Here is a 19,827-nt window from a genome sequence, read left to right as displayed (position 1 = left end):
GGCTGGGATGACGACTTCCTTCGCAGGGTTCTCAATGGTTTAGTCGAGACGTGACCCCAACTGCGATTGCCCTGCGCCGAGAGGGCGATGGCGGAAAAAAGACCGGTTGCAGTCGCAATTAGCTTCCCCATCGCTTTCGAACGCCGGGTTATCGGAGTGGGATATGGGCTCAATCATCCATCTTCAGCGCCGAGATGAAGGCTTCCTGCGGGATCTCGACGCGGCCGAACTGGCGCATCTTCTTCTTGCCGGCTTTCTGCTTTTCCAGCAGCTTCTTCTTGCGCGAGGCGTCGCCGCCGTAGCATTTGGCGGTCACGTCCTTGCGCATCGCCGACAGCGTTTCGCGCGCGATGACCTTGCCGCCGATCGCCGCCTGGATCGGGATCTTGAACATGTGGCGGGGGATCAGGTCCTTGAGTTTTTCGACCATCGCGCGGCCGCGCGTCTCGGCCCGGTCGCGGTGGACCATCATCGCCAGCGCGTCCACGGGCTCGTCATTCACGAGGATCGACATCTTGGCGAGGTTGTCGGTCCGGTAGCCTTCAAGCTGGTAGTCGAACGAGGCATAGCCCCGCGTCACCGATTTCAGCCGGTCGTAGAAGTCGAACACCACCTCGTTCAAGGGCAGGTCGTAGACCACCATCGCCCGGCTGCCCGCATAGGTCATGTCGAGTTGCAGACCGCGGCGATCCTGACACAGCTTCAGCACCTCGCCCAGAAACTCGTCCGGGACCAGGATCGTGGCCTTGATGCGCGGCTCCTCGACATGGTCGACGGATGTCGGGTCGGGCATGTCCGCGGGATTGTGAAGATCGATCCGCTCGCCGTCCTTCATGTAGATGTGATAGATCACCGACGGCGCCGTGGTGATGAGTTCGATGTCGTATTCGCGTTCGATCCGGTCGCGGATCACTTCGAGATGCAACAGGCCCAGAAACCCGCAACGGAACCCGAAGCCGAGCGCGGCGGAGCTTTCCATCTCGTAGCTGAAGGACGCGTCGTTGAGCGCGAGTTTTTCGATCGAATCGCGCAGGTCGTCGAATTGCGCCGAATCGACCGGAAAGAGGCCGCAGAACACCACCGGGACCGATGGCTTGAACCCCGGCAGGGCCTTCGCGCATTGGCGTTTCTCGTGGGTGATCGTATCGCCCACGCGGGTATCGCGCACCTGTTTGATGGACGCGGTGATAAAGCCGATCTCGCCGGGCCCCAACTCGTCGACCACGGTCATGGCGGGGCGAAAGACGCCGATGCGTTCCACGTTGTAGGTGGCGCCGGTCTGCATCATGCGGATGCGGTCGCCTTTCTTCATGACCCCGTCCATGATCCGCACCAGCACCAGCACGCCAAGGTACAGGTCGTATTTGCTGTCCACCAGCATCGCCTTGAGCGGCGCGTCGCGATCGCCCACCGGGGGCGGCAGGTGGTGGATGATGGCCTCTAGCGTTTCGCGGATGCCCTGCCCCGTCTTGGCCGAGACCGGGATCGCCCCGCTTGCGTCGATGCCGATCACGTCCTCGATCTGTTCGGCGGTCCGCGACAGGTCCGAGGCCGGAAGGTCGATCTTGTTGAGCACCGGCACAAGTTCGTGATTTGCGTCGATCGCCTGATAGACATTGGCCAGCGTCTGGGCCTCGACGCCCTGGGTGCTGTCGACCACCAGAAGCGAGCCCTCGACCGCGCGCATCGACCGCGAGACCTCGTAGGCGAAATCGACGTGGCCGGGCGTGTCGATCAGGTTCAGAACGTATTGTTCCCCGTTGTCGGCGGTGTAATCGATGCGGACGGTATTGGCCTTGATGGTGATGCCGCGCTCGCGCTCGATGTCCATGGCATCGAGCAGCTGTTCCTTCATGTCGCGTTCGGCCACCGTGTCCGTCATCTGGATCAGGCGGTCGGCCAGCGTGGATTTGCCGTGGTCGATATGCGCCACGATCGAGAAATTGCGGATGTGCGAAAGAGGTGTCATGATAACGGGATATGGCGGGGTTTCAGGGGGTGGTCAAGGAGACATGTCCGCCCAGTTGTCCCGCGCCCGATATGATCCCGACGACAGATCGGGGTCGGACATGACGGAGAGACGGATGTCACGGATCAAGGCGATAGCGGTGCGGGCATCGGGCCGAGTACAGGGGGTCAGTTTCCGGGCCTGGACGCAGAGCGAAGCACAGGCGGCGGGCCTTGCCGGTTGGGTTCGAAACGAAGCCGACGGAACGGTCACGGCGCATCTGGAAGGCCGCGCCGAAGATGTCGATGCGATGGTCGCGGCCATGCACAAGGGTCCGCCCGCGGCAGAGGTGCACGAGGTGACGCTGAGTGACGCGACGCCGACCGGTGCCACGCAGTTCGAGATCCGCGCCTAGGGCACATTTACGGGATTGGCGTCCCGGGCGCGCCGCCCGCCGCATCACCTGCCGGTCACGGGTCAGCGGTCTGACGGGTGGTTGACACCGTCGACCCACGCGATCGGCTCCAGCTCTTTTGGATTAACCCCGTGCAGGGCCCCGAGGTTCACGCCGTATTCATCCGGGTTCGACCGGCGCCGATGATGGGTGTATATGCCGCAAATGCGACAGAAGTAATGCTGCGCCGTTTCCGTGCCCCAGCGGTACAGGGTCAGGTCGTCCGCACCCTTCACGATTTCAAGCTGCGACAACGGCGCCGAGACCGCCGCGGCCCCCCGGCGGCGGCAGAAAGAGCAGTCGCAGCGGCGGGCTGTCTCCAATCCTCGGGGCAGTGTCACGCGCAATTCGATCGCGCCGCAATGGCAGGTGGCCGTGAAAGCTGTGCTCATCGGCGCCTCCGCACGCGGGGGATCGGGGTGCGCCGGGTGCGCGCCGCCCCGGAATGTGGCGTACCCCCCCGCTGTATCGCCCAGAACCGCGGCCCGCCAAGCCGCAGGAAGACCGGAAGCGTCAGCACGACACCGGCCACAAAGCCGCCCGCATGCGCCCAGTAGGCCACGCCGCCCATATCCGGGTCGCTGCCCAGCCCGGCGATGACCTGGAACACGAACCATAGCGCCAGCACCAGCGCGGCCGGGATCGTGATCACCCGGAAGAACACGATGAAGATCAAAAGCACATCGACCCGCGCGCGTGGAAACAGCAGCAGATACCCGCCCATGACCCCCGCGATCGCCCCCGACGCCCCGACCGTCGGCACGGTCGAGAGCGGCGCCCCGAGGACCTGCGCCAGCCCGGCGATCGTACCCGACACGATGTAGAAGCCGAGATAGGGCAGATGGCCCATCCGATCCTCCATGTTGTCGCCGAAAATCCAAAGGAAAAGCATGTTGCCCGCGAGGTGCATGATCCCGCCATGCAGGAACATGGATGTCAGAAGGCCCGAATAGATTCCCTGTTGCGTGACCTGTGCCGGGACCATCGCCCAATCATGAAAGAACAGCGTGATGGCCCGTTCGTTGCCGAACAGAGGCCAGTACGCCGCGAAGATCGCGATGTTGAGCGCGATCAGCAGGTAGGTGATATACGGCGTGCACCCGGACGGATTATGATCGCGGATCGGAAACATGTGCCGCAGGTAGCGCGTTATCCGCAGTCCGAAAAGACAATCTTTCGTCCCGAGCAACACAAACAGCGCCAAGGGCGGCGCGCCGTCGGTCACTCATCCGATCCGTGGCATCGCGACAAGGACTTGTCAAAATACAACAACTTCGCTGTCAAGGTCGTCGTTTTGCTGGACCCGACGATGACGCTTCGGTACTCTTCGTCGAAACGGGGCGTCCATGATCCCGAACCTTGAGGCAATATTACATGTTTCCCGAGCGGTTTACGAACCTACCGGCCTATGCGTTTCCGCGCCTGCGGAACCTGCTGGACGCACACGCGCCGGGCGGCGACGTCGTGCACATGACGATCGGCGAGCCCGGGCATGCCTTTCCGCCCTGGATCACCGAGATCATCACGCAGCACGCCGACGGCTTTGGCAACTACCCCGTCAACGAAGGGATGCCCGCCCTGCTGGAGGCCATCACCGACTGGATCGGACGGCGCTACGCCGTGACGCTTGACCCTGCGACACGGGTGATGGCGCTCAACGGCACGCGCGAAGGGCTTTACAACGCGATGATGGCGCTTTGTCCCGAAACGAAGAACGGGCAGGCGCCGCTGGTTCTGGTGCCCAACCCGTTCTATCAGGTCTACATGGTGGCCGCCCTCAGCGTGGGCGCGACGCCGGTCTTTTTGAACGCGACCGAGGCAACCGGGCACCTGCCGGATTTCGACGCGGTCTCCACGGACGTGCTGGATCGCACGAGCGTCGTCTACCTGTGCTCGCCGTCGAACCCGCAAGGGGCCGTGGCCAGCCGCGCCTACTGGGCGCATCTGATCGCTCTGGCCGAACGGCACGATTTCCGCATCTTCGCGGATGAATGCTATTCCGAGATCTACCGCGACGCGGCGCCCGTCGGCGTGTTGCAAGTGGCCCAGGAAATGGGCGCAGACCCCGAACGCATCGTGGCCTTCCACAGCCTGTCGAAGCGGTCGAACTTGCCGGGGTTGCGGTCGGGCTTCGTGGCCGCCGGTCCCGAAAGCATCAAGGCTTTGAGGCAGCTACGCAATTACGCGGGCGCGCCCCTGCCGATGCCGTTGCAGCACGCCGCCGCCGCCGTCTGGGCCGACGAGGATCACGTGGTCGAGAACCGCCGCCTTTACGCCGAGAAATACGCGATCGCCGACGAGATCCTTGGCGGCGTCCCCGGCTACCACAGCCCCGAGGCGGGATTCTTTCTGTGGTTGCCGGTCGCGGATGGCGAAGCGGCAACACTCCGGCTGTGGCAAGAGACGGGCGTGCGCGTGCTGCCCGGTGCCTATCTCGGACAAGAGGTCGAGGGGGCCAATCCCGGCAAGGGTTACATCCGGGCCGCCATGGTGGCCCCGAAAGACGAGATGGCACGCGGGCTGACTGCCTTGCGCGACTGTCTTTACCGATGATCGAGGACGAGGGACGACATGGCATATCAGACCCGCGGGCGTGACCCGTTTCTAGATCCGGGCACGGCGGAAATGATCGAGAAACGCGGCAAGGAATTGCTGGGGCTCGTGCTCGTGTCGCTCGGGGTGATGGCCGCGGCCATGGTCATGTCCTACACCCCCGATGATCCAAGCTGGATTTCTGCCACGGATGCGCCGGTGCAGAACTGGATGGGCCCGGCCGGGGCCGCGATCGCCGCGCCGCTTTTCATGATCCTCGGCTGGGGCGCGTGGGGGCTTGCCGTGGTGCCGGCGGTGTGGGGTGTGCGGTTTGCGCTGCATCTGGGCGATGCGCGGGCTACGGGGCGGCTGATCTTCGCGCCGATCTGGCTGGCCTTGCTGTCGATGCATGCCGCGACGCTCACACCCGGTCCCGGCTGGACCGCGACCCACAGCTTCGGGATGGGCGGCCTGTTCGGGGACACGGTTCTGGGCACGGTTCTGGGCGTGCTGCCCTTGGGCGCGGATCTGGGTCTGAAGGTGCTGTCGGTTGCTTTGGGCATCGCGGTGCTGGCCTTCGGGGCGTTCGTTCTGGGGTTCACCCGCACCGAATTGCGGCGGATCGCACGCTTCCTGCTTGTCGGGGTGATCGTGACCTACGCGGGTCTGATGCGCGGCCTGGGCCTGGGCGCGGGGGGCATGGCGCGGGCCGGCCGGTCCCTGCGCGCACGGCGGGCAGAGCGCCGCGCCGGCGCGGACGCCGACAGCGACGATGCGCCATCGGCCAATGCCCCGCGCGTGCGGCGCACCGAGCCGGCCTTGCGCACGACCGCCGGGACGGACGCCCCCAAAGACCCGCCGAAAGAGACCGACGCGCGGGGCGGGTTCCTCGCGCGCATGCCGGGCCTGTTGCGCAAACCGGCCCCGTTGCCCGATCCCGAACTGATCGAACCCGAAGAGTACACGGGCGAGACCGACCCGCCCGAACAGGACCGGATAAAGGCGCGCATCTCGGACGTGATCCGCACACGGGCGCGGCAGAATCCGGCGCTGCGCACCGAAGAGATCGCGCCACTGACCAAGGGGCGTGGCCGGGGGCCCGATCCGCTGATCCTGAACACCGCGCCGCGCGATCCGCTGCCGCCCGAGCCACCGTTGACCGCGCACCACGCACCCGAAGAGCCGCGCCTGTCGCAGCCCGATCCCGCGAAGGCGCCCGATGCGGCCGACGATACCGACGCGCATGTGCCGTCCGAAACAGAGGCGTTTCGCGTGCCCGAGTCCGAGCCGCGCAAGATCGTCCAGAGCACGGCACGCAAGACGCCCTCACCCTCGTCGCGCGCCATGGCCGAGGCCCAGCCCGATCTGAAATTTTCCGACAGTGAATTTCCCGATTTCGAGCTGCCGCCGCTTGGCCTGCTCGCCGATCCGGCCAATATCGAGCGGCATCATCTCAGCGACGAAGCCTTGGAACAGAACGCCCGCATGCTGGAAAGCGTGCTCGACGATTACGGCGTCAAGGGCGAGATCGTCAGCGTGCGCCCCGGCCCCGTGGTGACGATGTACGAGCTGGAGCCGGCGCCGGGCCTGAAGGCCAGCCGCGTGATCGGCCTTGCCGATGACATCGCGCGATCCATGGCCGCGCTGTCGGCGCGGGTCTCGACGGTGCCGGGACGGTCGATCATCGGGATCGAGCTGCCCAACGACCAGCGCGAGACGGTCGGCTTCCGCGAAATCCTGTCGAGCCGCGCCTATGGCGACGGCAACCAAAAACTGCCGCTGGCGCTCGGCAAGGATATCGCCGGAGATCCCATTGTCACCAACCTGGCGAAGATGCCGCACCTTCTGATCGCGGGCACCACCGGGTCGGGCAAGTCGGTGGCGATCAACACCATGATCCTGTCACTGCTTTACAAGCTGACGCCGGATGAATGCCGGCTGATCATGATCGACCCCAAGATGCTGGAACTTTCGGTCTATGACGGCATTCCGCATCTTCTGTCGCCCGTCGTGACCGATCCGAAAAAGGCGGTGGTCGCGCTCAAATGGGTGGTCGCCGAGATGGAGGACCGCTACCGCAAGATGTCGAAGATGGGCGTGCGCAACATCGACGGGTATAATGGCCGCGTCGACGAGGCGTTGAAGAAGGACGAGATGTTCAGTCGCACGGTGCAGACGGGCTTTGACGACGAGACCGGCGAGCCGGTCTTCGAGACCGAGGAATTCGCGCCCGAGAAGATGCCCTATATCGTGGTGATCGTCGACGAGATGGCCGACTTGATGATGGTCGCCGGCAAGGAGATCGAGGCCTGCATCCAGCGCCTTGCGCAGATGGCGCGGGCGTCGGGCATCCACCTGATCATGGCCACGCAGCGCCCGTCGGTCGATGTGATCACCGGCACGATCAAGGCGAACTTCCCCACGCGGATCAGCTTTCAGGTCACCTCGAAGATCGACAGCCGCACCATCCTGGGCGAGATGGGCGCCGAGCAGCTATTGGGCATGGGCGACATGCTGTATATGGCCGGGGGCGGCAAGATCACCCGCTGTCACGGCCCGTTCGTCAGCGATGACGAGGTCGAGGACGTGGTGCGCCACCTCAAGGCCTACGGTCCGCCCTCTTACGAAAGCGGCGTGCAGGAAGGGCCCAAGGACGGCGCGGCGGGCAACGTGGATGCGGTTCTGGGCCTGTCGACCGGGGGCAACACCGACGGCGAGGACGCGCTCTACGATCAGGCGGTTGCGATCGTGATCAAGGACCGCAAATGCTCGACCTCCTATGTGCAGCGCAAGCTGGCGATCGGCTATAACAAGGCCGCACGTCTCGTCGAACAGATGGAGGACGAGGGCGTCGTCAGCCCCGCCAACCATGTCGGCAAGCGCGAAGTGCTGGTGCCCGAGCCCCAATAGGGCGTTCGGGTCGGCGCGGCACGTGACGGATCAGCGATCGATTCGGTCGGTATTGCGTCCGGGGATTTCGAAAAGGTCGTTGGACAACTGCATGCCGGTTTGCAGGTCCCCGAGGATGACGGTCGTGCTGCTGCCGTTGCCGTCATGGATCACCCATTGGCGCAACTCGACCGGGTCGCGGGTGAACACCAGGTCGATGCTGCCGTATTCGGGGTTGTCGGGGTCCTGCGCGCGCACCGTGGTCGAGGTGTCGTCGCTGCCATGGCCGACAACCATTCGTTCGCGCGTCAGGTCCACGTTGCGCGCGAGGATGATCTTCAGCGGCGTGCGGTGCAGCGGGTATCCCTGCTTTTCGTTCGAACGCGGGTCGATGATGCCCACCGTGTCGCCATCGGCCACCACCAGCGCATCGTTGGGCGGGTCGTATTCGAACCGCACCCGCCCCGGTCGCCTCAGCAGGATGCGACCGGTACTCAGCGTTCCGTCATCGTTGACTTGGGTGAACTCTCCTTGCGCGGTCTTCAACCCGTTGAGGTAAGACGAGATTTCGGCAAGCGACAGCTTTTGTGCGGCGGCTGGCAGGGTCATCGCCGCACAGAGCACGGGGATCATGAGGATACGTATCATTTTCATGCCATAGACATATGACGCCGCGCGGCGAAATTCACCAGTACAGGTCATGAATTTATCGTGTGTTGGTAAAAGCCCGCCTATCATGTAACCGCCCGACACGATGCCGTGACCGTTGCCCTGTGCAAGGCCGCGCAGACCGGCTACACGGGCAGGAAACCACAGGATCCCGATGCAGATCGCACTTCACGCAGGCGCCCACGCGACCGACGAGGACAGGCTGATCACCTGCCTGCGCAACAATCATGCGCACCTGTCACAATCCGGGGTCGGCGTGCCGTCACCGTCCAGCTATCGCAAGCTTTTGCGCGACATCCTGAACCGCGCGCAGGACACGGGCCTTGGCCCGGATGCGCGCGATCTGGTCCTCGATGCCATCGGTGACACGGGCGGGGTCGATCGGCTCGTACTGTCCAATGCGGGATTCTTTGGCACGCAACGGATGGCCGTCGCCGAGACCGATCTTTATCCTGCGGCCGAGGCGCGGCTCGGGCTGTTTCGACAGATCTTTGCCGGGGACGAGGTCGCGCTGTTCCTCGGGCTGCGCAATCCGGCCATGTTCCTGCCTGCCCTGCTGGACAGCACCCCCTTTGCGTCCGTGGCCGACCTCATGCGCGACGGCAATCCCGATCAGGTGCGCTGGTCGCACCTGATCGCGCGCATCCGTGCCGCGTTTCCAGAAATGCCCATCACGGTCTGGTGCAACGAGGACACGCCGGTGATCTGGGCGCGGCTGGTACGGGCGATGGCCGGGGTCGACGCCTCGGTACGGATCGACGGCGAATTCTCGCTTTTGTCCGAGATCATGACGCAGCCCGGCTTTCAGCGGTTTCAGGATTATCTCGCCGCGCATCCCGGCATGACCGAAGCGCAGAAACAGCGCGTCATCACCGCGTTTCTGGAACGGTTCGCGGATACCGACGCCATCGAAGAAGAGGTGGACGTGGCCGGATGGGACGCGCAGGTCATCGACCGGCTGACCGAAATCTACGATGCCGACCTCGAAGCCATCGACGCGATCGAGGACGTTCAGGTGATCACGCCCTGATCTTGGCGCTGGTGCCGCCGCCGCAATCGCCCGAGGCCCTGTGCCGCATCGGGTCGGGATGGGTTCACCCCGACCCGCCGACACGTTACATACCCGGAAATCCAAGGCAGGAGAAAGCATGCCCGCACCCGTTGTCCTTTGTATCCTAGATGGCTGGGGCCTGAGCGAACGCGCCGAGGCGAACGCGCCGCATCTTGCGGACACGCCCAATTTCGACCGCCTGATGCAGACCTGTCCCCGCTCCACTCTGACCACTCACGGCCCCGATGTAGGCTTGCCACGCGGGCAGATGGGCAATTCCGAGGTGGGCCACACCAATATCGGCGCCGGGCGCGTCGTGGCGATGGATCTGGGGCAGATCGATCTTGCGATCGAGGACGGAAGCTTTGCCGAGAACGAGGCGCTGACGCGTTTCATCCGACGCCTGCAGGACAGCGGCGGGCGCGCGCATCTGATGGGCCTCGTCTCGGATGGCGGGGTGCACGGGCATATCACCCATATCGCCGCCGCCGCGACGGCGATCCGCGCGGCCGGTGTGCCGGTCGTGCTGCACGCGATCACGGACGGGCGCGACGTCGCCCCGCGCTCGGCGCGCAGCCATCTGGCACGATTGGTCGAGGCCCTGCCAGAAGATGTGCAGATCGGCACGGTCACCGGGCGCTATTTTGCGATGGACCGCGACAATCGCTGGTCGCGGGTGCAAGAGGCCTATGAGGCCATGATCGCGGGACGGGGACTGCGCGCCGCCACCCCCCAGACGGCCGTGACCAACGCCTATGCGCGATCCGAAAGTGACGAGTTCATCGCCGCGACAGTGATCGGCGATTACGACGGCGTGGCGGCAGGTGATGGCCTGTTCTGCCTGAATTTCCGCGCCGACCGCGCGCGCGAGATCCTGCAGGCGATGGCGGACCCCGACTTCGACGCCTTCGCGCGCGATATCGTGCCGGACTGGGCCGCAACGCTTGGCATGGTGCAGTATTCCGACGCGCATGACGCGTGGTTCGACACGGTCTTTCCGCCGCGCGACATCGTCAACACGCTGGGGGCCTGGGTGGCGCAGAACGGGCGGCGGCAGTTCCACCTCGCCGAGACCGAGAAATACCCGCATGTCACCTTCTTTCTGAATGGCGGCAAGGAGACCCCCGAGGAGGGCGAGGCGCGCTACATGGCCGCATCGCCCGATGTCGCGACCTATGACCTGCAGCCAGAGATGTCGGCGGCAGAGGTCACCGATCAACTGGTCGGCGCGATTGCCGATGGCTACGACCTGATCGTGGTGAACTATGCCAATCCCGACATGGTCGGCCATACCGGCGATCTGAAGGCCGCCATCGCCGCCTGCGAGGCCGTCGATGCCGGTCTGGGCCGGGCGCTGGAGGCGCTGGAGGCGGCGGGCGGCGCGATGATCGTCACCGCCGATCACGGCAATTGCGAGGTGATGGTCGATCCCGACACCGGCGGGGCGCATACCGCACACACCCTCAACCCCGTGCCGGTCATCCTTGTTGGCGGGCCCGAGGGTGCGAACCTGCGCGCGGGCGGCAGGCTTGCGGATCTGGCACCGACCGTCCTCGCCCTGATGGGGCTGCCGCAGCCCGATGAAATGACCGGCCGAAACCTTCTGTCATGAGGTGGCGCTTGCATTGCCCCGATCCTCTTTGCAAGATGCCCCGAAAGGAAAACCCGTGCGTGGTCTGTCCCGATGCGGGTGCCCAAAAGCCCCGGACGTGCTATGTCTCGCCGGGACACGTCAATTCACGGTGGACGGCCAAGCGCGGTTCACACCCGACAAGGAAGAGTGAGACATGAAGAAATTCCTGATGGCCGCAGCGATCGGCATCCTGACAGGAGCGGTCGCGACAACCCAGATCGCCGCACCGCTTCTGGCGCAGGAGGACGAGAGTTCGAGCAACGTGTACGAGCAGCTCGATCTGTTCGGTGACATCTTCGAGCGGATCCGCGCGCAATATGTCGAGGAGGTCGAGACCGAAGAGCTGATCGAAGCGGCGATCAACGGCATGCTGACCTCGCTCGACCCGCATTCGAGCTACCTGTCCCCCGACGACGCGGAGAACATGCAGGTCCAGACGCGCGGTGAATTCGGCGGCCTCGGGATCGAGGTCACGCAAGAGGACGGCTTCGTCAAGGTCGTCTCGCCGATGGACGGCACCCCGGCCGATCAGGCCGGGATCGAGGCGGGCGATTTCATCACCCATGTCGATGGCGAAAGCGTGCTGGGCCTGACCCTCAACGACGCGGTGGACCTGATGCGCGGGCCGGTGGGCAGCGAGATCGTGATCACCGTCGTGCGCGAAGGCCGGGCCGAACCGTTCGACGTGTCGATCATCCGCGACACCATCACGCTGACCGCCGTGCGCGCCCGCCGCGAGCAGGAAACAGTCGTCCTGCGGGTCACGACCTTCAACGACCAGACATACCCCAACCTCGAACGCGGGCTGGAAGAACAGGTCGAGGCGATCGGCGGCATGGACCAGGTCAGCGGCATCGTCCTGGATCTGCGCAACAATCCCGGCGGCCTGCTGTCGCAGGCGATCAAGGTCGCCGACGCCTTCCTCGACAAGGGCGAGATCGTCAGCACGCGCGGACGCGAGCTGCAGGACGGGGATCGCTTCAATGCCAAGCCCGGTGATCTGGCCGAGGGCAAACCCATCGTGGTGCTGATCAATGGCGGCTCCGCGAGCGCGTCGGAGATCGTCGCCGGTGCCTTGCAGGATCACAATCGTGCGATCGTCGTCGGCACAAAGAGCTTTGGCAAAGGGTCGGTCCAGACGGTCATGCCGCTGCGTGGCAACGGCGCGATTCGCTTGACGACCGCGCGCTACTACACGCCCTCGGGGCGGTCGATCCAGGCCCTCGGGGTCAGTCCCGATATCCTTGTAAAGCAGCCGTCGCGGGACGACGCGACGACCGCAGAGGATGACGAGGCGACGCCGCGCCCCTCACGGTCAGAGGCCGATCTGCGGGGCCGTCTGAACAATGACAGCCTCAGCGAGGAAGAGAAACGGCAGATCGAGGAAGATCGCAAACAGGCCGAGGCCGCGGCCATGCTGCGCGAAGAGGATTACCAGCTTGCCTATGCCGTGGATATCCTGCGTGGTCTGTCCATGATGGGCCGCAGCGCGGACTAAGCCCGAATAATCCGAAAAACGGCCCGCGCGACATGATCGTCGGCGGGCCGTCCGTTTTTCACCGCCTCGGGTGCTTGAAGGCGCCTACACACCGTCCACAAATCGGCAGGCGTGCAGCCCTGCCCTGTAGGTGGACCGGGTCAGGATGATCCCTTTTCCAGCGCCTCGATACGGGCCTTCAGCGCGTCGTTCTCCTCGCGCGCCTTTTGGGCCATCGCGCGCACGGCATCGAATTCCTCGCGCGTGACGAAATCGCGGTCGGCCAGCCAGCGGTCGATCATGGATTTCATCGCGGTTTCAGCCTCGTCGCGCGCCCCTTGCGCCACGCCCATGGCATTCGTCATCAATTGGCTGATATCGTCGAGCATCTTGTTGCGCGTCTGCATGGCGTTGCCTCTGTCATTGGTGTCTCGCCAAGCATATGGCGTCACTGCGGGGATTCACAAGGTTGACTTTCCGCGAACAGCAAAGGCACAGAGACTGCGATGCAGGCAATGATCCCCTTTCCCGACGTAACCCCCGAATTGTTCTCGATCTCGCTTTTCGGGATGGAGTTCGCGCTGCGCTGGTATGCGCTGGCCTATATCGTCGGCATCGTCATCGGCTGGCGGCTGGTCGTCGCCAGCATGCGCCGGCCCGCGCTATGGCCCGGCGACAGCGCGCCGATGGACGCGCGCGCGGTCGAGGATCTGCTGACATGGGTGATCGTGGGGGTCATCCTTGGCGGACGGCTTGGCTACGTGGTGTTCTACCAGCCCGGCTATTACCTTGCCAATCCGGACCAGATCCTCGCTGTCTGGCAGGGCGGCATGGCCTTTCACGGCGGCCTTCTGGGCGTGGTGCTGGCGGTCGTCGTGTTCTCGGCGCGGCGCGGCATCCGCTGGCTGAGCGTGGCCGACGCGCTGTGCATGGTCACCCCCGTCGGGCTGCTTCTGGGGCGGATCGCGAATTTCATCAATGCCGAGCTTTGGGGCCGGCCCACCGACCTGCCCTGGGGCGTTATCTTTCCGGGGGCGGCGGCGCAGGATTGTCCCGATGTCGTCGGCCTGTGCGCGCGCCACCCCTCGCAGCTTTACGAGGCGGCGCTGGAGGGGCTGATCCTTGGCGTGGTCCTGCTGTGGCTGGGATGGCGGCGCGGCGCATTGCGGATGCCGGGGACGCTGACGGGGGTGTTCTTCGCCGGCTACGGCGCGGCGCGGTTCGCGGTGGAATTCGTGCGTCAGCCCGACGCGCAGTTCATCAGCCCCGGCAACCCTCTTGGCCTCGCGTGGCATGTCGGGGGCTGGGGCCTGACGATGGGGCAGATCCTGTCGCTGCCGATGCTCGTGTTCGGGATCGGCATGATCCTGTGGGCACGGCGGGCGCACCCGGCATGACCCCGCTCGGGCGTCATATCGCCGCGCGGATCGCCACCACCGGGCCGATGACGCTGGCGGATTACATGGCGACCTGCCTGATGCATCCCGAGATGGGCTATTACGCCACGCGCGATCCCTTCGGCGCAAAGGGCGATTTCACCACCGCGCCCGAGATCAGCCAGATGTTCGGCGAGCTGATCGGCCTGTGTCTGGCGCAGACATGGCTGGATCAAGGGCAGCCCGCGCCCTGTGTGCTGGCCGAGCTGGGCCCCGGACGCGGCACGCTGATGGCCGACATGCTGCGCGCCACGAAGGGCGTGCCGGGGTTTCACGACGCGCTGCGCGTGCACCTGGTCGAGACCTCGCCCGCCTTGAGGGATATTCAGGCGCGGACGCTCGCCGGCCATGACGTCACCTGGCATGACACGGTCGAGGATCTGCCCGACGCGCCGCTTTACCTTGTCGCCAACGAATTCTTCGATGCGCTGCCGATCCGGCAATTTCAGCGCGAGGGTGATGGCTGGCGCGAACGCCTCGTGGCTGTGCGCGACGAGGCTTTGACCCTTGCGCTCGGCGCGCCGGTGGCGCCGCCGGACCTCGTCGATCGGCTGGCCGACACCAAGCCCGGCGATATCGTCGAGACCTGCGCGCCGGGCCGGGCCATCGCAAGCGAAATCGGTACCCGGATCGAGGCACAAGGCGGGGCGGCGCTGATCGTCGATTACGGCGGGTGGCGGTCCTTGGGGGATACGTTCCAGGCGGTCGCAGGCCATGCCGCGACCGATCCGCTGGAGGCGCCGGGCGCAGCCGACCTGACCGCGCATGTGGATTTCGAGGCCCTTGCCCAAGCCGCAAGCCCCGCGGCGCACGCACAGCTTGTCCCGCAAGGCATGCTGCTGGCGCGTCTCGGGATCGCGGCGCGCGCCGAGGCGTTGGCGCAAAATCTCGACGGACCGGCCCGCGACAGCCATCTCGCCGCATTTCGACGCTTGACCGATCCGGCCGAAATGGGGACGCTCTTCAAGGTGCTCGCCCTACACCCCTCGACGGTCGCACCGCCGCCCGGACTGGAGCCATGACGCTTGAAATTCTGACCTCGGACAGCCTTGCGCCCCTGCGCCACGGGTTTTTCACCCGACGCGGCGGGGCATCGTCGGGCGTGTTCTCGGGGCTGAACTGCGGGCCGGGATCCTCGGACCAAACAGAGGTCGTCAGGATCAACCGCGCCCGCGTCGCCCGCGCGATGGAGGTCGCGCCCGAGCACCTCGTCTCGGTGCAACAGGTGCATTCGGCGGACGTGATCCGGATCACCGGCCCGGTCCACGACAAGCCACGCTGCGACGCGATGGTCAGCACGACACCCGGAGTGGCCCTTGGGGTTCTGACGGCCGACTGCCAGCCGGTCCTGTTCGCGGATCGGCGGGCGCAGGTCATCGGGGCCGCGCATGCCGGCTGGCGCGGGGCGCTCGACGGGGTGCTCGAAGCGACGGTCGACGCGATGGAGCAACTGGGCGCGACACGCGATCACATCACGGCCGTGATCGGCCCCTCGATCAGCCAGGCCGCCTATGAGGTGGGTCCGGATTTCCTGGAGGATTTCATCGCCGACGATCCTGACAATGCACGGTTTTTTGCCAACGGCCATGACGGGCGGTATCATTTCGATCTGCCCGGATTCGGTCTGCACCGCCTGCGGCGCGCAGGCGTCGGTCAGGCGGAATGGACGCGCCACTGCACCTATGGCGATGCCGCACGGTTCTATTCCTACCGTCGCAGCACACATGCCGGCGAGGCCGATTACGGGCGGTTGATTTCAACGATCCGCCTTTGACAGGGCCCTGCCACCACATGCGACAGGTGTGGTGGCGTCGCGCCTGATCGCACCCGGACCCTGACGACGATGCAGGCGAATCAATCTTCGTCCGGGCGGTCCACCGAAACACAACTGTGGCAGGATTGTTCTCGCAACGCGGATGAATATCGGCGCAAAGCGATATTATGCGCAAGACAGACCAAATTCCCACTGAAATTTGACCCGGACATCGCGGCTGGCACAAGATTTGCGGTCAAGGCCTCGACTAGGTGACATCGACCATCGGAGCGAAGGCCGCATTGCGATATTCGACACGTAATATTTTGGCATGAGAGTGACATGACATGACGACCGCACCCTTGACGCAGGGCGGTGGCAGCATCTTGCACGCCGCCGCATCGCACAATCTGCAAATTCGCCCCACCCGCCGGTACCGGGCGCAGTGGCTTGATGATCGCGGCGAGGTCCAAGAGCTGGATCGGGATGCGCCCGCAAGCCCGCTTTTCGACTCGGCGCATTCCGCCTTTGTCCGCGGCACGCTCATCACCACGACATGCGGACCCATCGCGATCGAGGATATGCTGCCCGGTGACCGGGTCGTGACGGCAGAGCACGGCAAGCAGACAGTGCGATGGATCGGATCGATGACCGTGGGCCGGACCGAAAAGGCGGACACGCCCATCAGGCTTACCCGGATCATGACCGATGCGCTTGGGGTGATGCGCCCGCTTTCGGACCTCATGGTCGGTCCGGGCGCACGCCTGCTGTCCCATCCACGCCATCTGCGGGCACGGGTGGGGGCAGATCCCGTTCTGACCCCGGCGCGCGCGATGGCGGACGGGATGCAGATATTCGAAGTGACCCAGCGTCAGTCGGTGACGCTGTATCATCTATGCCTCGGGCAGCACGCGGTCATCACCGCCAACGGTCTCGCAACCGAAAGCTTCCATCCGGGGGCGCGGTTTGATCGCGGCCTCGACAAGGAAACATTACGGCTTTTCCTGTCGCTTTTTCCGCATATCGAGTCCCCGAGGGATTTCGGACCGCTGGCGCATCTGCGCCTGCCGCTCGACATGCCCGACGCGCTGGATATCTGAAATCCCCACGACCCTGCGGGCGCCCGGCGATCGCGGGCGTCGCCAGAGGACCATTGCAACGGGCCCACCTGCGCGCATTTTGCGTCTTTCACGCAGGGCGCGATTGCGCCATGATATCGCCGATATCACCAGCGCAAGGACCGTCACGTGTCACGGATCGGTATCAGCGCGATTTTCATGGTTCTCATGCCTGGGCTCCTGTGGGCGCATGCGTCCGATCCGGGATTCGTGCTGCTCTTGCCGACGGATGTCTATATCGTGGCAGGCGGGGTCAGCGTGGCGCTGACCGTCGCAATCCTGGCGGTCTTGCCCGACACTGTCGCGCGCGGTGTCTTTCGCCCTGTTGCCTTGGCGCGCGGGCGTGCGTGTCCTGCGCATTGGACAAGTCTTGTGGCCACCGTGATCCTGCTGTGGCTGGTCTGGCGCGGCCTTGCCGGGACGCGCGATCCCATGGCCAACCCGCTGGTCCTGTCGGTCTGGGTGGTGTTCTGGATCGCCCTGGTCAGCCTTCAGGGGCTGTTGGGCGATCTCTGGCGTTTCATCAATCCGTGGACGGGCCTCGCGGCCATGATCGGGCGGATCAGCGGACGGCGCGCGCCGTTGCGCTACCCGCGCACCTTGGGGCACTGGCCCGGCGTGCTGAGCTTTCTGGCCTTTGCCGGGTTTCTTCTCGCCGACCCCGCACCGACCGATCCGGCCCGTCTGGCGGTCGCGGTCGGCGGATACTGGGCGATCACGATGACCGCCGTGCTACTTTTCGGCGCGCCGTGGCTGCTGCGCGCCGACGGGATCACCCTTTTGATGCGCATCTATGCGCGGGTGGGCATCTTCGGGCGCGCGCGCGGGCATCTGGCGCTTGGCCTGCCGGGCTGGCGGAGTCTCACCGCGCCAGTGCCGCCCCTCGGGCTGGCGATCCTGATGCTTCTTCTGCTTGGCAGCGGCAGCTTTGACGGGTTCAACGAAACCTTCCTGTGGATTGGCCTGCTGGGACACAACCCGCTGGAATTTCCCGGTCGCTCGGCGGTGGTCTGGCCCAACCTGACGGGCCTGCTGGCCGCCCAAGGGGCGCTGATCGCGGTATTCGCGGGCTGCCTGTTGCTGGGGGACCGGCTGGCGGGCGGGCGTGTCGCATTGCGCGTGCTTGTCTGCCGCTATGCCCCCACGATACTGCCGATCGCGCTGGCTTATCACGTCGCCCACTACCTCACGAGCTTTCTGCTGGACGGCCAATACGTGCTGGCCTGGTTGGCCGAGGCCGTCGGCGCGGGACAGATCCATGTCAGCGCCGGGTTCCTTGCCACCCCCGGCATCGTGCACGCGATCTGGATGACGCAGGCCGGGGTGGTCGTCGCGGGCCACGTTATCGCGATTATTCTGGCCCATGCCATCGCCATACGCGCGGGCCACGGCGCCCGGCACGCCGCGTTCTCGCAGGCGCCGCTGGCGGTGTTCATGGTCGCCTATACCGTTTTTGGCCTGTGGCTTCTGGCCGCGCCAAGGGGGGCCTGAGTGTCTCGGGACTGGACATGCGGTCACCGGATGCGCAAGTTGCGCGCAACAGGGCCACGCCGCCCGCATCTGACCGATCGGAGGATCACCTCATGACCACCCGGCTGAAGACACCCTCGCGTCGCGCCGTCCTTGGAACGCTGGCCGGCGGGGCCGCTGCCGCCGCGCTGCCGCTTTCGGCGCGGTTCACCCACGCGCAAAGCGCCGCCCCGATCCGGATCGGGTTCCAGCAGCACCGCACCGGCATCGGGGCCGCCTATGGGCGCTGGTACGGGCGCGCGACCCAGGCCGCGCTGACAAAGATCAACGAGGGCGGCGGCATCAACGGCCGCCCCGTCGAGATCATCGCCGAGGATGACGGCACCGACCCCAAGCGCGGCGCCGAGGTGGTCGAGAAATTCGCCAATCAGCATGACTGCGACGTCGTTCTGGGGCCGCTGTTTTCCAATGTCGTCACCGGGTCCGCGCCCCGCGCGGGCGAGTTGAAGATGCCCTATTTCGTGGTCTCCGAGGGCACGCATGTGTCGTCGGGCGCACTGAACCGCTACACGTTGCAGCCCGGCATCACCGACGTCAAAAGCCAGGTCATCGCCATGGCGCCCTTCATCACCGACACGCTTGGCAAGAAGGTGACGATGATCTTTCCCGATTACGGGTTCGGCTACGATCACCGCGACGCGCTTGGCCCAGCGATCGAGGCGCAGGGCGGCGAGATCCTGGCGAAGATCGCGATCCCGCCCTCGGAGACCTCGTTCACGCGCTATTTCCCGAAGATCCCGCGCGAGACCGAGATTCTGTATCACGTGATGGTCGGGCCGGCCGTGCTGACCTTCGTCAAGGAGCTGGGCGAGTTCTTCGGCGGGCGCGGACCCGAGCTGTTCGGCTTCATCGACAGCCTCGAGGCCGTGGCGATCGACAGCCCCGGTCTGGAATTCCTCGAAGGCAGCCATTTCTGGGAGGGCATGTGCCGCCACCGGCAGCCCGACGAAAGCGTGCACGAGGCCGCCTATCGCGCCGCCGTCGGCGTCGATGCGCGCGGGGCCTCGGTGCACGACCCCGCCGATGTCTCGACCTACGGGCACATGTTCGGCTGTTGGGAAACGCTGCACATCATCAAGGCCGGGATGGAGGCAGCGGGATATCGCGACGCGCGCGACCGCCAAGGCCTGATCGAGGCGGTCGAGGCGATGGAGGACATTCCCGAAAGCCTTGCGCATCCACAGGGCGCCAAGCGGTTCAACGGCCGGACGCATCAGGTCTTCGGGCACCAGTTCATCAGCCAGGTGCGCAACGGCGATCTGACACGGGTGCACACAACCCCGATCGATGCGTCGGTCTATCCCGATCAGGTCGATTACACCCTGAGGCCGTTCTGA

The 19,827-nt window shown here is 65.4% G+C and carries 17 protein-coding genes; 12 read left to right on the top strand and 5 right to left on the bottom strand.

The annotated features are described in order from the left end of the window. Window positions 1-169 precede the first annotated feature (169 nt). A complete protein-coding gene (gene lepA, locus ACROSR_RS15495; protein ID WP_432686638.1) occupies window positions 170-1,969 on the bottom strand; it encodes a translation elongation factor 4 in 1,800 nt (599 codons plus the stop codon). 115 nt (window positions 1,970-2,084) lie between these two features. Here lepA and ACROSR_RS15490 point away from each other — a divergent pair, with 115 nt between their 5' ends. After that, window positions 2,085-2,363 (top strand): acylphosphatase, encoded by a 279-nt coding sequence (locus ACROSR_RS15490; RefSeq protein ID WP_432686636.1) that lies wholly within the window; start codon window positions 2,085-2,087, stop codon window positions 2,361-2,363. A 62-nt stretch (window positions 2,364-2,425) separates the two neighbouring features. Here ACROSR_RS15490 and ACROSR_RS15485 read toward each other — a convergent pair whose 3' ends face one another. After that, complete coding sequence (locus tag ACROSR_RS15485) at window positions 2,426-2,794, bottom strand: GFA family protein (protein WP_432686634.1); 369 nt, start codon at window positions 2,792-2,794, stop codon at window positions 2,426-2,428. After that, a complete protein-coding gene (locus tag ACROSR_RS15480; protein ID WP_432686642.1) occupies window positions 2,791-3,534 on the bottom strand; it encodes a rhomboid family intramembrane serine protease in 744 nt (247 codons plus the stop codon). Before ACROSR_RS15480 ends, ACROSR_RS15485 begins: the two co-directional genes overlap by 4 nt. 242 nt (window positions 3,535-3,776) lie before the next feature. On the opposite strand from ACROSR_RS15480, the gene ACROSR_RS15475 reads away from it, so the two are divergent. Then, window positions 3,777-4,955: an aminotransferase class I/II-fold pyridoxal phosphate-dependent enzyme gene (locus ACROSR_RS15475; protein WP_432686640.1), complete on the top strand. Its 1,179-nt coding sequence runs from the start codon at window positions 3,777-3,779 to the stop codon at window positions 4,953-4,955. Between the two features lie 18 nt (window positions 4,956-4,973). Further along, on the top strand, window positions 4,974-7,844 hold the full coding sequence (locus tag ACROSR_RS15470) for a DNA translocase FtsK (protein WP_432686632.1): 2,871 nt from the start codon (window positions 4,974-4,976) through the stop codon (window positions 7,842-7,844). Window positions 7,845-7,874: 30 nt separating this feature from the next. Here the strand turns inward: ACROSR_RS15470 and ACROSR_RS15465 are convergent, their stop codons facing one another. Then, entirely contained in the window at window positions 7,875-8,477 is a 603-nt protein-coding gene (locus tag ACROSR_RS15465; protein ID WP_432686630.1) for a LolA family protein, read from the bottom strand. 169 nt (window positions 8,478-8,646) lie between these two features. Between ACROSR_RS15465 and ACROSR_RS15460 the strand changes: the two genes are divergently transcribed. The 3 genes from ACROSR_RS15460 (at window position 8,647) to ACROSR_RS15450 (ending at window position 12,674) form a co-directional block, all read left to right on the top strand. Further along, window positions 8,647-9,522, top strand: a complete 876-nt coding sequence (locus tag ACROSR_RS15460) for a hypothetical protein (protein ID WP_432686628.1) — start codon at window positions 8,647-8,649, stop codon at window positions 9,520-9,522. Window positions 9,523-9,640: 118 nt separating this feature from the next. Continuing rightward, window positions 9,641-11,155, top strand: coding sequence for a 2,3-bisphosphoglycerate-independent phosphoglycerate mutase (gene gpmI, locus ACROSR_RS15455; RefSeq protein WP_432686626.1), 1,515 nt, complete (start codon window positions 9,641-9,643; stop codon window positions 11,153-11,155). A 175-nt stretch (window positions 11,156-11,330) separates the two neighbouring features. Then, window positions 11,331-12,674, top strand: a complete 1,344-nt coding sequence (locus tag ACROSR_RS15450; protein ID WP_432686624.1) for a S41 family peptidase — start codon at window positions 11,331-11,333, stop codon at window positions 12,672-12,674. Window positions 12,675-12,814: 140 nt separating this feature from the next. Here ACROSR_RS15450 and ACROSR_RS15445 read toward each other — a convergent pair whose 3' ends face one another. Then, on the bottom strand, window positions 12,815-13,060 hold the full coding sequence (locus tag ACROSR_RS15445; RefSeq protein ID WP_432686622.1) for an accessory factor UbiK family protein: 246 nt from the start codon (window positions 13,058-13,060) through the stop codon (window positions 12,815-12,817). 99 nt (window positions 13,061-13,159) lie between these two features. Here ACROSR_RS15445 and lgt point away from each other — a divergent pair, with 99 nt between their 5' ends. The 6 genes from lgt to ACROSR_RS15415 all read left to right on the top strand — a co-directional run bounded on the left by lgt (window position 13,160) and on the right by ACROSR_RS15415 (window position 19,827). Further along, entirely contained in the window at window positions 13,160-14,050 is an 891-nt protein-coding gene (gene lgt / locus ACROSR_RS15440) for a prolipoprotein diacylglyceryl transferase (RefSeq protein ID WP_432686620.1), read from the top strand. Further along, window positions 14,047-15,111: a class I SAM-dependent methyltransferase gene (locus ACROSR_RS15435; protein ID WP_432686618.1), complete on the top strand. Its 1,065-nt coding sequence runs from the start codon at window positions 14,047-14,049 to the stop codon at window positions 15,109-15,111. The genes lgt and ACROSR_RS15435 overlap by 4 nt, the downstream gene beginning before the upstream one ends. Beyond that, window positions 15,108-15,863 (top strand): peptidoglycan editing factor PgeF, encoded by a 756-nt coding sequence (gene pgeF / locus ACROSR_RS15430; RefSeq protein WP_432686616.1) that lies wholly within the window; start codon window positions 15,108-15,110, stop codon window positions 15,861-15,863. Before ACROSR_RS15435 ends, pgeF begins: the two co-directional genes overlap by 4 nt. Before the next feature lie 326 nt (window positions 15,864-16,189). After that, entirely contained in the window at window positions 16,190-16,942 is a 753-nt protein-coding gene (locus ACROSR_RS15425) for a Hint domain-containing protein (protein WP_432686614.1), read from the top strand. Between the two features lie 147 nt (window positions 16,943-17,089). Further along, entirely contained in the window at window positions 17,090-18,451 is a 1,362-nt protein-coding gene (locus ACROSR_RS15420; RefSeq protein WP_432686612.1) for a hypothetical protein, read from the top strand. A gap of 92 nt (window positions 18,452-18,543) precedes the next feature. Continuing rightward, window positions 18,544-19,827 carry an ABC transporter substrate-binding protein gene (locus ACROSR_RS15415; protein ID WP_432686610.1) on the top strand — a complete coding sequence of 428 codons (1,284 nt, stop codon included), beginning with the start codon at window positions 18,544-18,546 and terminating at the stop codon, window positions 19,825-19,827.

This window comes from Roseovarius tibetensis (assembly GCF_050896375.1).
In the GTDB taxonomy this organism is placed as follows: Bacteria; Pseudomonadota; Alphaproteobacteria; order Rhodobacterales; family Rhodobacteraceae; genus Roseovarius; species Roseovarius tibetensis.
Note: the sequence above shows the minus strand (reverse complement) of the source record. Positions and strands in the feature narration are given on the sequence as shown.

Excerpts from the sequence above, each read along its gene's own strand:
- ACROSR_RS15445 (WP_432686622.1), bottom strand. The coding sequence starts at position 13,060 with ATGCAGACGCGCAACAAGATGCTCGACGATATCAGCCAATTGATGACG.
- ACROSR_RS15415 (WP_432686610.1), top strand. The coding sequence starts at position 18,544 with ATGACCACCCGGCTGAAGACACCCTCGCGTCGCGCCGTCCTTGGAACG.
- ACROSR_RS15435 (WP_432686618.1), top strand. The coding sequence starts at position 14,047 with ATGACCCCGCTCGGGCGTCATATCGCCGCGCGGATCGCCACCACCGGG.
- ACROSR_RS15490 (WP_432686636.1), top strand. The coding sequence starts at position 2,085 with ATGTCACGGATCAAGGCGATAGCGGTGCGGGCATCGGGCCGAGTACAG.
- ACROSR_RS15465 (WP_432686630.1), bottom strand. The coding sequence starts at position 8,477 with ATGAAAATGATACGTATCCTCATGATCCCCGTGCTCTGTGCGGCGATG.
- ACROSR_RS15460 (WP_432686628.1), top strand. The coding sequence starts at position 8,647 with ATGCAGATCGCACTTCACGCAGGCGCCCACGCGACCGACGAGGACAGG.
- ACROSR_RS15450 (WP_432686624.1), top strand. The coding sequence starts at position 11,331 with ATGAAGAAATTCCTGATGGCCGCAGCGATCGGCATCCTGACAGGAGCG.
- gpmI (WP_432686626.1), top strand. The coding sequence starts at position 9,641 with ATGCCCGCACCCGTTGTCCTTTGTATCCTAGATGGCTGGGGCCTGAGC.
- pgeF (WP_432686616.1), top strand. The coding sequence starts at position 15,108 with ATGACGCTTGAAATTCTGACCTCGGACAGCCTTGCGCCCCTGCGCCAC.
- lgt (WP_432686620.1), top strand. The coding sequence starts at position 13,160 with ATGCAGGCAATGATCCCCTTTCCCGACGTAACCCCCGAATTGTTCTCG.
- ACROSR_RS15480 (WP_432686642.1), bottom strand. The coding sequence starts at position 3,534 with ATGTTTCCGATCCGCGATCATAATCCGTCCGGGTGCACGCCGTATATC.
- ACROSR_RS15470 (WP_432686632.1), top strand. The coding sequence starts at position 4,974 with ATGGCATATCAGACCCGCGGGCGTGACCCGTTTCTAGATCCGGGCACG.
- ACROSR_RS15425 (WP_432686614.1), top strand. The coding sequence starts at position 16,190 with ATGACGACCGCACCCTTGACGCAGGGCGGTGGCAGCATCTTGCACGCC.
- ACROSR_RS15475 (WP_432686640.1), top strand. The coding sequence starts at position 3,777 with ATGTTTCCCGAGCGGTTTACGAACCTACCGGCCTATGCGTTTCCGCGC.
- lepA (WP_432686638.1), bottom strand. The coding sequence starts at position 1,969 with ATGACACCTCTTTCGCACATCCGCAATTTCTCGATCGTGGCGCATATC.
- ACROSR_RS15485 (WP_432686634.1), bottom strand. The coding sequence starts at position 2,794 with ATGAGCACAGCTTTCACGGCCACCTGCCATTGCGGCGCGATCGAATTG.